This window comes from Sulfurovum sp., from assembly GCA_020525365.1.
Taxonomy (GTDB): Bacteria; Campylobacterota; Campylobacteria; order Campylobacterales; family Sulfurovaceae; genus Sulfurovum.
Window position 1 is genome coordinate 514,669 of sequence record JAIZOF010000001.1, and the last position, 13,504, is coordinate 528,172.

Consider the following 13,504-nt stretch of genomic DNA (forward strand, 5'->3'; position numbering starts at 1 on the left):
ATCTACTGCTGAATACTTTACTTTTCTCTGAACCCTTTAAATGGATGATCTAGCAATAATATTTCTAGTTCTTCTGGGTTTCTGCGTATTGCCTTGTTAAATTGTGAACGGTTGAAAGTCTCTTGACGTTTTGCCAGTCTTCCTGTGTTAATCATAATTTTGTCCATAAGTGCTACTTTGTTATAAATACCATCAAGATAAGCAAGAGTCTCTTTAATGCCAATGGCTTTCATACAGTTAGGTGCACGAGTATACTTCTTTTCTAATGAAAAAACTTCATCAATGAGCCCTTCTTGTATCATCTGTTTTGTACGTTGTTCAATGCGTTTTCTAAGCATATCACGCTTCCATACGATTTCATAAAGAGGCAATGGTTCTGCAATAATTGGTTTTGGAGGATTAGCTTTAAAATAGACACTCGGTATCTTGCCTGTGGCGAGGTAAACTTCTAATGCCTTTGTGATACGATAGGTATCCTTTGGTTCTATCCTTTTCATATACAAAGGATCACACTTTGCTAGCATTTCATAGACTGCCATTGGATTTTTCATGTGCATGCGGATCTCTTTTGCTTGTGTGTTTGAAAGTAGAGGGCGTTTAGATATTCCTTCAAGAAGTATTTTAAGGTAAAAACTTGTTCCTCCCACAATAATAAGATTTTTGTTCTTCTCTTGACACAATTTGTGCACATCTTTGTAGAGCTTAATAAATATGGTAACATCAAAGGCTTCATTTGGGAAGAGGTGATCAATACCAAAATGTTTAATTCCTTTCTGTACATCCTGTGTTGGTTTAGCGGAGACAATATTAACCTCTTTGTATACTGATAGCGAATCAAGAGAAAGAATATAGGCATTATGTGCATGTGCTATTTTAACAGCTAGTGTAGTTTTTCCTGAAGCAGTGGAGCCAATAAGTGCCAATTGTTTGAAGCCTAACATAATATAATCATAACAAGTTACTGCTAAGGGTTAAGTCTGAAAAGTGTAAAATACACATATGAATCTATTTGAAAAATATAACCATTTTAACTTTGCAAATCTTATTACCTTTGGCAATATTGCCTGTGGCGTAATAGCAATGTACTTTATTCAACAGAATAACTTTTTTCTAGCAATTATATTGGCATGGATTGCTGGAATTTTAGATATTGCAGACGGTAAAATGGCACGAAAGTATAATCTCTCTACTGAGTTTGGCGTACAGCTTGATAGTTTTGCAGATTTTCTTTCTTTTGTGGTAATGCCAGCTTTTTTGCTCTTTTATGCGACAAGATATTATGTGGCACTCAGCGGAATAGAGGAGTTTGTACTCGGACTAGTGTTTATTTGGTATATTATCTCTGGTCTTAGGCGTTTAGTAGAGTTTAATCTTAAGGTTGATGCAGGAAAAGTTTCAAAGTACTTTGAAGGAGTCCCTACACCATTGGGTGCAATTCTTCTATGGATTATCTATTTATTGACAGCATATGATATACTAACGAGTGGATATATTATTGCTATACTAGTATTGATAGTTTCAGAATCACTTAATAGTAATTTAAAAATTCCCCACCCATAAGACCCTCCTCTTGGAGTAGTGATATTGATTACTTACGAGTATTGAAGTGTGGTCAAAAGAGTAAAGCAGAAGGATAAAACTTGAAAGAGAATATATTTCTCAAAAAATTAAATTATTTTTCTGAATTGGTAATGTTTAAACATTCAATATTTTCGCTTCCATTCATTTTTATAGCAATGTTAGTAGGGTCCTACCTTGATACTGGATCAGGATGGTTTGGCTGGAAACTATTGCTGTTTGGTACACTGGAAGCTATTACTGCACGTAACTTTGCAATGGGTATTAACCGATATCTTGATAGAGATATAGATAGACTTAATCCACGCACAAAGAATAGGCCCTCTGTTGATGGGCGCATCACAGCTTCCCAGATGCTTTTTTTTATTCTTATTAATGCGATAGTATTTATATCTATTGCCTATTTTATTAATGATCTTGCATTTAAACTTACTTTACCCATACTTGTTGTGCTAGCAGCTTACCCCCTCTTTAAGCGTTTTTCAGCATTGGCACATCTAATACTTGGCATCAGCCTAGGTCTTGCACCTATTGCAGGAGTGATTGCAGTAAGTGGACAAGTTCCACTTTGGTCTCTTTGGCTTGCTATTGGGGTGATGTTTTGGGTTTCTGGGTTTGACCTGCTCTACTCTTTGCAAGATATAGAATTTGACAAAAAGCACCATTTGCACTCTATCCCATCATATTTTGGAGTACAAAATACAATGCGTATTGCCAAAGTATTTCATTTGTTGGCAGTATTTTTTTGGTCATGGTTCGTTTTTGGTGCCAGATTGGGCATATGGGCACAAGTTGCAGTTGTGTTTGCGGCAGTCATGTTGACATACGAGCACTACCTTGTCAACAAAGATTTTACAAAAATAGATAAAGCCTTTTTTACCGTCAATGGTTATCTGGGATTTATCTTTTTAATTTTTATTTTACTGGAGGTGATGTAAATGGAAACAATAGGTATAATTGCACTTGGATTATTTATGCTACTAGGGGTTACTTTGTCAGTATTAGCAGATGAGAATCGTAAACTAATTAAAGAGAACATACTTCTAAGGGAATCTGTAGGGAGTAGCAAGAATACAAAAAAAATAGATATAGAATATAGTCATAATGCTTCTGAAACAAAGCATATTATCAAGCTTATTGAAGATGGCAATAGTATTGAAGATATAGCTCAACTACTTAACTTTCCACTTGATAAAGTAGAGATGATTATTAAATTCAATAGGATTAAAAAAGAGCATGCCATATCATAGTTGGCAATATATACTCCAGCATGCTTATGCGCAACTAGATAAAGACTATAGATACTTTTTAGAGTCAAATAAAGGATACTTTCCTTCTTGTGAGCATTACTTTAATGCCTTTAAAACACTTCCCAGATATAAGGTAAAATATATTCTTTTTGGACAAGATCCCTATCCGAGGGCTGAAAGTGCAGGAGGTTATGCCTTTATCGATGAGAAAGTTAAAAAACTATTTAGTGAACAAGGATTAAGCAAAGAGGTAAACCGTGCTACTTCTTTACGTAATTTTATTAAGATGGCACTGGTGGCAAGAGGGGATCTTGGTGTAGCAGATACCTCACAACCAGCCATAGCAGCTCTGGACAAATTAACCTTGATAGACTCTATTACGCAACTACGAAAAAATTTTGAAAAGAATGGTATTTTACTGCTCAATACAGCATTGATCTTTACTGATAAGAAGAGTTCTAATAGGCACATAAAAGCATGGCAACCCTTTATGCAGTCACTTCTAAAAGAGATGAAAGAAAATAATCCTAAACTTATTCTTTTTGGTAACCATGCTAAGACTTTAAAAAAATTACTACCTCTAGAAACATATGAAACAATTGAGATGGAACATCCTTATAATTACACCTTTATTGCCAACAAAAAAGCACAAATGTTTTTTGGGCCCATGCACCTACTTGAAAAGTAAAGTTTTTTTGGTTACAATTCGCTCACAAAATATCGCAGTACTACTTTGTATGCACTCTTAGCTTAGCTGGATAGAGCATCGGTTTGCGGTACCGAAGGTCACAGGTTCGAATCCTGTAGAGTGTACCACCCCAACAAACTAATACTAATCATATTTATTCTATAATACAATCAATAATTTTTTGGAGCATTATATGAATATTCTCTTGATCAATACTAATCCTGTAGTTTCACGCCTCATTTCACTCTGTACACACAACGATAAATCCATTGTTTTTGAAGAGATAATGGATGTAACCGAAGCATCAGAAAATACATATGATATTATATTTGTTGATCATGCTTCTTATGATGACCAAGTAGTATTTTTAGACCAGATTGCCAATATTGGAAAGCTAGTATTTCTGTCGAGTTATGATACTGATGAAGAGGTAGCTAAAAAGTTTGATATTGTAGTTAAAAAACCTTTTTTACCTTCCCAAATACAGGCTATTGTAGACCAAGTTAAAACAGAAACTCCTTTAACAGAAGAAGAGCTCGCACTTCTTGAGGTAGAAGATTTAAATGAGATTATTTCAGAGAATACACCGGATATAGAATGTTGTCTCCTACTTTCAGTGGTTCAGTCTCCTGTAGTTTTGCCTCTTCCAGCTTCACCTGTTTACGCTTATGTGCCTCGTTGAGCAATCTATGCCCTTCACCAAGCTCTTTGACCTTAAGCACTTCACGTGCCTTTTTGGTCGCAGCATTATAACGATTTTCCAGTGTTGCCAGTGTTTTTCGGTGTTGCTCTTTCAGGGAAGCTTCTTCATCAAGAAGCTTTTGCTTCTGTTTTTCAATGGCTTTAAGTTCATGGTCTACCTGTCCAATCTTTTGTCGCATTTCTCGCTCTAAAGAGGTAGATCTCTCTATGAGATCATTGAGATTCTCTTTGTCCTCACCATAAACTTTTTTTGCCTCCTGTATAATGGCAGGAGGAACCCCATAGCGCTGCGCTGTCTCAAATGCATAACTCTTCCCAATACTCCCCTGCAAAAAAGTATAGGTAGGTACACGTTGCTCTTCATCATAGAGTGCGGCAACCAGTTCTACATCATCACTACTTGCCATCAAAGAGGCCAGACGTTTATGGTGGGTTGTAACTACAAAACTGATACCACGATTTTTTAATGTCTCAAGCATCACACGAAAGAGTGATGCCGCTTCATCCGAGTCTGTTCCAAGCTCAATTTCATCAACCCCAACAATGGCATCACTCTTGGTAAAAAGTCTAGCAAACTCCTGCATGCGCCCTGCAAAAGTGGAGATGTCATTCTTCACCGACTGCGGATCATCAATAACAGCCTCAATACTCTTGTAGTGCCCCACTTTTGTACGTGTTGCATCACACTTAAAAGGCAGTAGATACTTACTCATGTAGACTGCCGAGAGGACTGATTTAAGCAGCATAGTCTTTCCTCCGGCATTCACCCCTGTGATTAAAAAAATTGGTTTGGACATATCGATACTAACAGGTACAGGATTCTCAATAGCAGGGTGAATAAAGTTGTGCAAGATAACTTGCTTGCCTTTGCTTGGTAGAATAAACTCATACTCCATCATACGGGCAAAACTAACCCTTGCTTGATAATGGTCAAATCGATCGTAGGCTTTGTTGATAAATGAGAGAAAGCGCTCCCATTGATGAAATATTTCAGAAATCTGCTTGCAGTAGCGCCAAATCAGTTCCGAACGGCTACTTAAGAGTGCTGCCTCTTTCTCTTTAAGATGAGAAATATGTTGGGGGATAACATAAAAAAAGCCACCAGATGATCGCCCTACTACCGTTGCTTTAAGTGCATGATTGAACCCGCCACGCACCAAAAGAGTCTCTTCTCCACTATGAAAATGTACTTGTGTATCGACCAAATAGTCACGAAGTTTAGTAGAGTGCGTCAGACGATAAAGGGTCTCCTTGATCTCCCCCTTATTATGCTTAATAGCACGCTCTAAACTCATTAGCTCTGTATCGCGCTCTGGGTTAATCTTCCCCTCATCGGTAAAATACCCCAATGTCTCCATGATTGCTTCAGGAATTTCTATTTCACCTATCCAGCTGCCTACTGGCTCTGGCAGACTTGACGCCTTGAGGCGGTTAAAGTAACCAATCATCACTACAAATGCATAAATCTCTTCTAGAGCCAAAACCCCCTGTTTTTTAATGAGATTGAGCTCTTTATCAAGATTGGGAATCTCTTGGGGAACAGGAAACTGAACAGACGAAAGTGCCTTGATGTAACGAAAATGTTGGTTAATATCTCCTTCCATTGCAACCGATTTGTCTCGAGAAAGGAACTGTTTAAACTGGAAAATATAACCCTCTAAATCCAGTTTTTGTATGATTGGCTTTTCTTGGTTCCCTTGTGGCACATTTTATCCTTTCATTTTGAGAAAATGTAACTATCTATTTTAGCTATATGAAAGATAATACTTTAAATCTCGCCCCGTATCTGATAGGTGACATCTCCTGCACCAAATGCTGCTACAAGTCCTTCTGAATATTGGCGTATCACTTTGCCATCTTTAAGCACCTTAACCACACTATCCTCTCTGGTAACAGTATCTGCCATGAGTAACTCATAGCGACTAAATGCGCCCTTAAGATCAATATCTATCGATAGTTCACCTGCTGACCATATGGGCAGAATAACCAGTTCATCTACTCCCTCAAAACACTCAACAAAGCCATGCAGATTATCGATCGTACGAGAGTACTTGTGCGGTTGCCAAATCACACTGAGTGTATGAAAACCTTGTAGTTTTTTATAGACCTGAAGAGAGTGCATTGTTGCTTTAATCTCGGTGGGGTGATGTCCATAATCGTCTATAACTACTATCTGTTTCTGATTTTGGATAATATCAAAACGTTTTTTAACCCCTTTGTAGCATATCAACTTATGTACTTATCCAGATATAACTACCCTACCAGATTGATGGAATATCTATGAAATTAAAAGAAGAAGTTAATAGAATTATACATATTGCTTTTAAAAATGCAGGTATTGAGATAACTCCTATTTCTGTTTCTGAGGCAACTAAACCAGAATTTGGAGATTTTCAGTTTAATGGGGCAATGGCACTTGCCAAGCCATTAAAGCAAAATCCATATCAGATTGCACAATCTATTGTAAAGAATCTTGATCTTTCAGGAGCAATAAGTAAAGCAGAGATTGCGGGACCAGGATTTATTAATTTATGGTTGAATGATGAGTGGATTGCAAGTGAGTGTGAAAAAGTTGACAAAGATAAGCGTTTAGGAGTGAATAGACGAGAGATTCCTATTAAAGTGGTAGTAGACTATTCTGGTCCAAATATGGCAAAGCAGATGCATGTGGGACACTTACGCTCAACCATCATTGGAGATACACTTTCTAATTTACTGGACTTCCTTGGCGATGAAGTGATACGCCAAAACCATATTGGTGACTGGGGAACACAATTTGGAATGCTGATTGCTTATCTTGAAGAGACAGGCGAGGATGGTGATGGAACCCTGAGGGATTTGGAACAGTTTTACAAGGATGCTAAAACACGTTTTGATACTGATATTGAATTTGCTAATAAATCACGTAAATATGTAGTAAAGATACAAAGTGGTGACACGCATTGCCTGACACTTTGGAAAAAGTTTATTGATATCTCTCTTGGACACTGTGAAGAGGTATATAAAAAACTTGATATTAATTTAACTCGAGATAATGTACGGGCAGAAAGTTTTTATAATGAATTGCTAGCAATAGTAGTAGCCAATCTTGATAAATCTGGTCTACTTAGAGAGAGTGATGGTGCGCAATGTGTTTTTCTCAAAGAAGATGAGGTTCCAGTTATTGTGCAAAAACGTGATGGTGGCTATCTTTATGCTACAACAGATCTTGCAGCACTCTATTATCGTGCCAATACACTTGGTGCTATGCGTATTAGTTATGTAGTTGATGCTCGTCAAAGTGAGCATTTCAAACAGATATTTCGTGTGGCAAAAGAGGCAGGGTTTGTGCCTGAAGGTATTAGGTTAGAGCATATTGCGTTTGGTACCATGATGGATAAAAGCGGTAAGCCATTTAAAACACGTGATGGTGGTACGATTAAACTGATTGACCTGCTTGATGAAGCAGTAGTGCGGGCAAAAGAAGCTATTACAGCTAAAGATACTTATAGTCAAGAGGAGCTTGAACATACAGCAAAGATTATTGGTATTGGAGCAGTCAAGTATGCTGACTTGGCAATCAATCGTGAGTCAAACTATATTTTTAATTGGGACAAAATGCTCTCTTTTGAGGGGAACACCTCTCTCTATATGCAGTATGCCTATGCCCGTATTCAGAGTATTTTTCGAAAATATGGACAAAAGCCAAAAGGAAAGATTATTATAACGGATATACTTGAGCATCGTTTAGCAGTTATGTTGTTACATTTTGAAGATATACTTTTAAGGGCAGCAGAAGATACTGCTCCTAGCCAGATTACAACATACTTATATGAGCTTGTAACACTTTTTATGCGTTTTTATGAACATAATCCTATACTTAAAGAGGGGATCAAAGAAGACATAAAGCAATCACGGCTTCTGTTGGCAGGATTGACTGCCAAGACTATTAAGCAGGGTCTAGATATTTTGGGTATACAAGTTGTTGATAAGCTGTAGTATTGATTAAGATATCAGCCCTCTTTTCTCTTCTTCTGATTCTCTATTAACTCACCTAAAAACTGCTCTAGGTTATAACGTTGACGGTATTCAGGTGTCATAATGTGTATCAATATATCTCCAAGATCGGCAACAATCCACTCATCACTTATATCCGCATGTATAAATATTTCTCCTTTAGGCTTAAGTATATCTTTAAGTTGATCAAAAAGTGCCCGAGTATGTTTAAGATTGAGTGAGTTTGCAATAACCACACGGTCTGTAATATAATCTGCATCATCAAGGTTGAAGACTTCTATCTCTTCAGCTTTCTTTTCATCAAGTATCTTTATAATATTGTCAATTCTTTCTTCAGTTATCATTTAAGCTTTGTCCTTTTAAAATATATTTTACTGAGCTAACAATTTTCTTATCGATATATTCTGTCTGTCCACTCTTTTTAATTTGTGAAGAGCTTATAGGCATATTAAGTGTTAGTAGTTTCCAAGAATTAAGCATTTGTGTTATTAGTGAAAAACCAGGACGTGTAACAACTACCCAAGTAATCTCTTTATTGAGCCAATTAAAATTATACCACTGTGTCACTGTCGATAGGTTATCGGAGCCAATAATAAGATATTGGACATTATAGTACTTTTGAAAATATTTGATACTCTCTACTGTTTTAACACTTCTGTTTTGTTTTATTTCATAGTCACTAACTATTACTTTTGGAGTATTGCTAAAGAGATCTTTGCACCATTTGAAGCGCTGTGAGGCACCCGAAAGAGATGAGGATTTAAATGGGTTTAAATAGGTAGGTAGTATAATCAGTTTATCAATATTAAGGTGCTTGAGTACCTCTATGACAATTTGCTGGTGTCCTTGGTGGGGTGGGTCAAAACTTCCTCCAAATACGGCAACTGTGAGTCTGGTGTTATTAACCAAATGCTAACCTCATTTACTGTAAAATTACGCACTTTTCGGTGTGGACAGAACTCTTTTTATGGAGCTGTATTAAATAGCTATATTTTAGCATATCTCACCACAAGAGTTATTGAAGGGATTATGATGGCGGTAAAGGTAGCAATAAATGGACTAGGTCGTATTGGTAGGTGTGTAGCACGTATTATTGCAGATAGAGATGATATTGAACTCGTTGCGGTCAATGCCAGTGGTAGTGAGGAGATGATCGAATATAATCTCAAGTATGATTCTGTACATGGTGCGTATAAGAGCATAAAGGTTATAGGGGGGTATTTATGTATTGGTAATGATAAGGCAAAGATACTCTCTGAACGCAATCCTGTCAAACTCAATTTTGCTGACTTTGGTGCTGAGCTTGTACTAGAGTGTACCGGAGCATTTTTGACACAAGAGAGTGTACAGCCTTATCTCGAGAATGGTATTAAAAAAGTAGTTTTCTCTGCACCAGCCAAGGATGATACACCCACATTTGTTATTGGAGCCAATGCTGATAGCTATGCTGGAGAATCTATTGTTTCCAATGCCTCTTGTACGACCAATGGTCTAGCCCCTATAGTAAAAGTACTTGATAATGCATTTGGTATTGAGCATGGACTTATGACAACAATTCACTCCTATACCTCTTCTCAGCCTATTCTTGACGGAAAACACAAGAAAGACCCACGTAAAGGAAGATCTGGAGCGACCAACCTTGTGCCCACAACAACTGGTGCAGCAAAAGCAATTTCTAAAGTGTTACCATCTTTAAAAGGCAAACTGAACGGGCAAGCAATCCGTGTTCCGACACCAGATGTCTCATTGGTTGATTTGACAGTAGAGTTAAAGCAGTCTGTTACCAAAGAGGTTGTACAGACAGCCTTTAAAATAGCAAGTGAAGGTTCGCACAAGGGAATACTTGGCATTGATGAGTCATACCGTGTTTCTCAGGATTTTGTAGGAGAAGAGCTCAGTACAGTTGTTGCACTTGATACCATTCAAGTGATTGGCGAGAAAATGGTTAAAGTACTTTCATGGTATGACAATGAGTGGGGTTACTCATGTCGTCTGGTTGATATGGCTGTATTAATTAGTAAAAAGTAGAGAATAATAAAATAGATGAAAACAATTAAAGATATTAATATTGATGGCAAACGTGTATTTATCCGATGTGATTTCAATGTCCCCAAGGATGAGTTTGGAAATATTACTGATGATAGGCGTATTAGGGCAGCACTTCAGACAATACGTTATTGTATTGATAGGGATTGTAAGATTATTCTTGCGTCACATTATGAGCGTCCAGAACCAAAAAAGTATGAAGAAAAATACTCCCTTAAGCCTATTGCAAAGAGATTGCATACCCTATTGAAGATTAAGAATGAGCTTTATATGGCAGAGGATGTTGTGGGTCCCGATGCTAAAGCAAAAATAGCAAAGCTTGAAGCAGGTGATATTTTATTGTTAGAGAATCTCCGCTATGAAGTAGAGGAGACTAAAAATGGTGAAATATTTGCTAAAAAACTTGCTTCGTTTGCCGATGTATATATTAATGATGCATTTGGTGCCTGCCATAGAAAACATGCTTCTATTCATGCTATCGCCAAGTTTTTTGACAAGAACCATAAGGCAGCAGGTTTTTTGATGAGCAAGGAGGTGAACTTTTTCTCAAAAGTACTTGAAAACCCTGTACGTCCTTTTGTGGCTGTAGTGGGAGGCTCAAAGGTCTCTGGAAAGCTGGAAGCATTAAATAAACTACTTGATAAGGTAGATAAAGTAATTATTGGTGGAGGAATGGCATTTACTTTCTTAAAGGCAAAAGGGTACGAGATAGGACAATCACTTGTTGAAGATAATTTACTCAATGAGGCAACTAAAATTATGGAGAAGGCACATGAGCAAGGGACAAAATTCTATTTGCCTGTTGATTTTGTGGTTGCTCCAGAATTCTCTGAGAATACAGCAGTTAAATATCTGCCTTCACAGGAGATACCTTCAGGCTGGATGGGACTTGATACTGGTCCAGCATCTTCAAGGCTTTTTAGGGAAGTACTCAATGATGCACAGACAATTATTTGGAATGGACCAATGGGCGTCTATGAGATGGATAAATTTTCTAAAGGAAGTATTATGATGTCTCACCATATTGCTGAAACACATGCAACAACTATTGTTGGTGGTGGTGATACGGCAGATGTAGCGCAACGTGCTGGTGATGTTGATGAGATGACATTTGTTAGTACTGGGGGTGGTGCAAGTTTAAAGTTGATCGAAGGCGAGGAGCTTCCAGGGTTGATAGCCTTGGGAATAGATTAGTATGATTTTTGCTGCAAACTTTAAAACATACCATACACGACAAAGTACTCAAAACTATCTTCAATCTCTTGCCCTAAAGCTGGTAAATAAAAAAGTAGAAGATCGTATTTTCATCTTCCCCCCTACGACAGCATTGGATAAGTATGAGGGAGACTTCACTATTGGAGTACAGAATGCTTACCCAACACGAAATGGTGCTTTTACTGGAGAGATAGGTCTTGAACAGCTTGAAGAGTTTGATATCAGAACTATTCTTATTGGACACAGTGAGCGACGTGAGTATATGCTTGAAAACCAGAAGAGAGTGGCTGAAAAATATCACTTCTTTATGGAGCAGGGTTTTGAAATTATCTACTGTATTGGCGAACCTCTCGAGGTACGTGAGTTAGGCGAAGAGGCTGTAACAAAGTATCTGCTTGCACAATTTGAAGGAATTGACCTCTCCTATAAAAAGACTATTGTCGCCTATGAGCCAATTTGGGCAATTGGTACAGGTCGTTCAGCTACAACAGAAGAGATTGCTTCTACCCATGCAATACTTAAAACTAATATGAATAGGCCACTGCTTTATGGTGGTTCCGTAAAGCCTTCCAACATTAAAGAGATTATTACACTAGAGGGTGTAGATGGTGTTTTGGTAGGGAGTGCATCACTAGATACAAAAAGCTTTTCTGAAATCATTTTTTCCTAGTAATAAACAGGAATAAAGCTTTTATTTAGAGTGTATCTAAAACTATTTTATCTACAATTACCTAAAGAGATTCTCTAGTGCAGAAGTATCTGTTGTTTTGGTTGTCTCTGGTGTATCAGATGAACTATCTGCTTGTCTTTCTGTAACCCCTTCTATCTCATTGAGTTGAATATCATAACCTGTTAACATAGAGGCTAGACGGATATTGATACCACTTTTCCCAATTGCTTTAGCTTTTTGATCTCCAGTAATATCGATAATGGCTTTTTTCTCTTCTTGATCTATTTTGACACTTTGTGTAATTGCAGGAGAAAGTGCTCTTGTAATGAAAATTTCGGGAATTGGTGAGTATTCAATACAGTCAATATTTTCACCATTAAGTTCTGCACTGACAGCATTGATACGCACACCTTTCACTCCAACAGCTGCACCAATGGGATCAATGTTCATTTGATCTGTTTTAAGTGTAATTTTTGCTCTCTCACCAGGAATACGTGCTGCGGCAACAATCTCAACTGCACCATCAGAAATTTCTGGTACTTCGCTTGCCATTAATGCTTCAAGAAACTTTGGTGATGTGCGTGTCAATTCAAGAAAGAGACCATATTGTGGATCGACACTGACATACCGTAGTAGCGTTCTGATGGTATCTCCCCGCTTAAAACTCTCCCCTTTAATACGATTTCTTCGAGTTAGGATCCCCTTGAGTTCACCAATTTCTATATGCGTATTGTCATCAGTATCAATACGATTAACAGTTCCAAGCATGACTGTTCCAACCTTTTCTCTGTACTTCTCAAAAAGGTCTTGTTCAACTCGCCGTTGAACATGATATTCAAGCTCTTTAAAGAGATTTGCTGATGCAGTACGACCATGATCTTCAAGTATGAACTCTTCCTTGAGTTGATCACCAACCTCAATGGAATTATCAAACCCTTTGGCTTCACTCAAAGAGATATATGCATCAGGCTCCTCTTCAAGTTTTTCATCATTATCTAGAACAACAGTGATAACCTTGTTTATATTATATGTCTTAATATCATTATCAATTATAATTTCAAATGCACTTGAAGGGGTTGTTAATTTTTTTGCTGTATTTATAAGAGCATCTTTAAATGCTTCGAGTGTATTCTCTCTGGAGATATTTTTTTCATGTGCAATTGCTTCGATAATATCTAATATTTTTTCCATATGTAGTTTCCTTACTATTAAAATGAATTTACCGCTACAAGAGGTAACATAACAGTGTTAAGAACGTCTAGGAGGGCTTGTTTTTTGAAGTGGAAGATTATATCTAATCAAACCTTTACTGAAAATGAAGTATAATCAAACCAACTAGTAAGAGTACCCAAGACAGTG

At 37.3% G+C, this 13,504-nt stretch carries 15 protein-coding genes and 1 tRNA gene; 10 read left to right on the top strand and 6 right to left on the bottom strand.

The features are described from left to right. Nucleotides 1-17: 17 nt before the first annotated feature. The gene (gene miaA / locus LGB01_02605; GenBank protein MCB4753107.1) at nt 18-941 is read right to left on the bottom strand and encodes a tRNA (adenosine(37)-N6)-dimethylallyltransferase MiaA; all 924 of its coding nucleotides are present in this window, start codon (nt 939-941) and stop codon (nt 18-20) included. A 58-nt stretch (nt 942-999) separates the two neighbouring features. Here miaA and LGB01_02610 point away from each other — a divergent pair, with 58 nt between their 5' ends. The 6 genes from LGB01_02610 (at nt 1,000) to LGB01_02635 (ending at nt 4,198) form a co-directional block, all read left to right on the top strand. Continuing rightward, on the top strand, nt 1,000-1,560 hold the full coding sequence (locus tag LGB01_02610; protein ID MCB4753108.1) for a CDP-alcohol phosphatidyltransferase family protein: 561 nt from the start codon (nt 1,000-1,002) through the stop codon (nt 1,558-1,560). An 80-nt stretch (nt 1,561-1,640) separates the two neighbouring features. Then, complete coding sequence (locus LGB01_02615; protein ID MCB4753109.1) at nt 1,641-2,516, top strand: 4-hydroxybenzoate polyprenyltransferase; 876 nt, start codon at nt 1,641-1,643, stop codon at nt 2,514-2,516. Next, nucleotides 2,517-2,828 carry a hypothetical protein gene (locus LGB01_02620; GenBank protein ID MCB4753110.1) on the top strand — a complete coding sequence of 104 codons (312 nt, stop codon included), beginning with the start codon at nt 2,517-2,519 and terminating at the stop codon, nt 2,826-2,828. Next, complete coding sequence (locus tag LGB01_02625; protein MCB4753111.1) at nt 2,815-3,516, top strand: uracil-DNA glycosylase; 702 nt, start codon at nt 2,815-2,817, stop codon at nt 3,514-3,516. The genes LGB01_02620 and LGB01_02625 overlap by 14 nt, the downstream gene beginning before the upstream one ends. Nucleotides 3,517-3,567: 51 nt before the next feature. Beyond that, nucleotides 3,568-3,644: transfer RNA gene (locus tag LGB01_02630), tRNA-Arg, on the top strand. Nucleotides 3,645-3,709: 65 nt separating this feature from the next. Then, nucleotides 3,710-4,198 carry a hypothetical protein gene (locus LGB01_02635; GenBank protein ID MCB4753112.1) on the top strand — a complete coding sequence of 163 codons (489 nt, stop codon included), beginning with the start codon at nt 3,710-3,712 and terminating at the stop codon, nt 4,196-4,198. On the opposite strand, the gene LGB01_02640 is transcribed toward LGB01_02635, so the two are convergent. Both LGB01_02640 and LGB01_02645 read right to left on the bottom strand, forming a co-directional pair. Next, entirely contained in the window at nt 4,086-5,924 is a 1,839-nt protein-coding gene (locus tag LGB01_02640) for an endonuclease MutS2 (protein ID MCB4753113.1), read from the bottom strand. The genes LGB01_02635 and LGB01_02640 overlap by 113 nt on opposite strands. Nucleotides 5,925-5,986: 62 nt before the next feature. Beyond that, nucleotides 5,987-6,448: a hypothetical protein gene (locus LGB01_02645; GenBank protein MCB4753114.1), complete on the bottom strand. Its 462-nt coding sequence runs from the start codon at nt 6,446-6,448 to the stop codon at nt 5,987-5,989. A 50-nt stretch (nt 6,449-6,498) separates the two neighbouring features. On the opposite strand from LGB01_02645, the gene argS reads away from it, so the two are divergent. Beyond that, nucleotides 6,499-8,196 carry an arginine--tRNA ligase gene (argS, locus tag LGB01_02650; GenBank protein ID MCB4753115.1) on the top strand — a complete coding sequence of 566 codons (1,698 nt, stop codon included), beginning with the start codon at nt 6,499-6,501 and terminating at the stop codon, nt 8,194-8,196. A 14-nt stretch (nt 8,197-8,210) separates the two neighbouring features. Here the strand turns inward: argS and rsfS are convergent, their stop codons facing one another. Together rsfS and nadD are read right to left on the bottom strand one after the other, a co-directional pair. After that, nucleotides 8,211-8,558 carry a ribosome silencing factor gene (rsfS, locus tag LGB01_02655; protein ID MCB4753116.1) on the bottom strand — a complete coding sequence of 116 codons (348 nt, stop codon included), beginning with the start codon at nt 8,556-8,558 and terminating at the stop codon, nt 8,211-8,213. Further along, nucleotides 8,548-9,123 carry a nicotinate (nicotinamide) nucleotide adenylyltransferase gene (gene nadD / locus LGB01_02660; GenBank protein ID MCB4753117.1) on the bottom strand — a complete coding sequence of 192 codons (576 nt, stop codon included), beginning with the start codon at nt 9,121-9,123 and terminating at the stop codon, nt 8,548-8,550. The genes rsfS and nadD overlap by 11 nt, the downstream gene beginning before the upstream one ends. A gap of 123 nt (nt 9,124-9,246) precedes the next feature. Between nadD and gap the strand changes: the two genes are divergently transcribed. Genes gap through LGB01_02675 form a run of 3 tightly spaced genes read left to right on the top strand, consistent with a single transcriptional unit; the run spans nt 9,247 to nt 12,145 of the window. Next, on the top strand, nt 9,247-10,242 hold the full coding sequence (gene gap / locus LGB01_02665) for a type I glyceraldehyde-3-phosphate dehydrogenase (GenBank protein ID MCB4753118.1): 996 nt from the start codon (nt 9,247-9,249) through the stop codon (nt 10,240-10,242). A 15-nt stretch (nt 10,243-10,257) separates the two neighbouring features. Beyond that, nucleotides 10,258-11,454, top strand: coding sequence for a phosphoglycerate kinase (locus LGB01_02670; GenBank protein MCB4753119.1), 1,197 nt, complete (start codon nt 10,258-10,260; stop codon nt 11,452-11,454). A 1-nt stretch (nt 11,455) separates the two neighbouring features. Beyond that, nucleotides 11,456-12,145, top strand: coding sequence for a triose-phosphate isomerase (locus tag LGB01_02675; protein ID MCB4753120.1), 690 nt, complete (start codon nt 11,456-11,458; stop codon nt 12,143-12,145). A gap of 57 nt (nt 12,146-12,202) precedes the next feature. On the opposite strand, the gene nusA is transcribed toward LGB01_02675, so the two are convergent. Further along, on the bottom strand, nt 12,203-13,336 hold the full coding sequence (gene nusA / locus LGB01_02680; protein ID MCB4753121.1) for a transcription termination factor NusA: 1,134 nt from the start codon (nt 13,334-13,336) through the stop codon (nt 12,203-12,205). Nucleotides 13,337-13,504 lie beyond the last annotated feature (168 nt).

Excerpts from the sequence above, each read along its gene's own strand:
- miaA (MCB4753107.1), bottom strand. The coding sequence starts at position 941 with ATGTTAGGCTTCAAACAATTGGCACTTATTGGCTCCACTGCTTCAGGA.
- LGB01_02610 (MCB4753108.1), top strand. The coding sequence starts at position 1,000 with ATGAATCTATTTGAAAAATATAACCATTTTAACTTTGCAAATCTTATT.
- LGB01_02620 (MCB4753110.1), top strand. The coding sequence starts at position 2,517 with ATGGAAACAATAGGTATAATTGCACTTGGATTATTTATGCTACTAGGG.
- LGB01_02625 (MCB4753111.1), top strand. The coding sequence starts at position 2,815 with ATGCCATATCATAGTTGGCAATATATACTCCAGCATGCTTATGCGCAA.
- LGB01_02635 (MCB4753112.1), top strand. The coding sequence starts at position 3,710 with ATGAATATTCTCTTGATCAATACTAATCCTGTAGTTTCACGCCTCATT.
- argS (MCB4753115.1), top strand. The coding sequence starts at position 6,499 with ATGAAATTAAAAGAAGAAGTTAATAGAATTATACATATTGCTTTTAAA.
- rsfS (MCB4753116.1), bottom strand. The coding sequence starts at position 8,558 with ATGATAACTGAAGAAAGAATTGACAATATTATAAAGATACTTGATGAA.
- gap (MCB4753118.1), top strand. The coding sequence starts at position 9,247 with ATGGCGGTAAAGGTAGCAATAAATGGACTAGGTCGTATTGGTAGGTGT.
- LGB01_02670 (MCB4753119.1), top strand. The coding sequence starts at position 10,258 with ATGAAAACAATTAAAGATATTAATATTGATGGCAAACGTGTATTTATC.
- LGB01_02675 (MCB4753120.1), top strand. The coding sequence starts at position 11,456 with ATGATTTTTGCTGCAAACTTTAAAACATACCATACACGACAAAGTACT.
- nusA (MCB4753121.1), bottom strand. The coding sequence starts at position 13,336 with ATGGAAAAAATATTAGATATTATCGAAGCAATTGCACATGAAAAAAAT.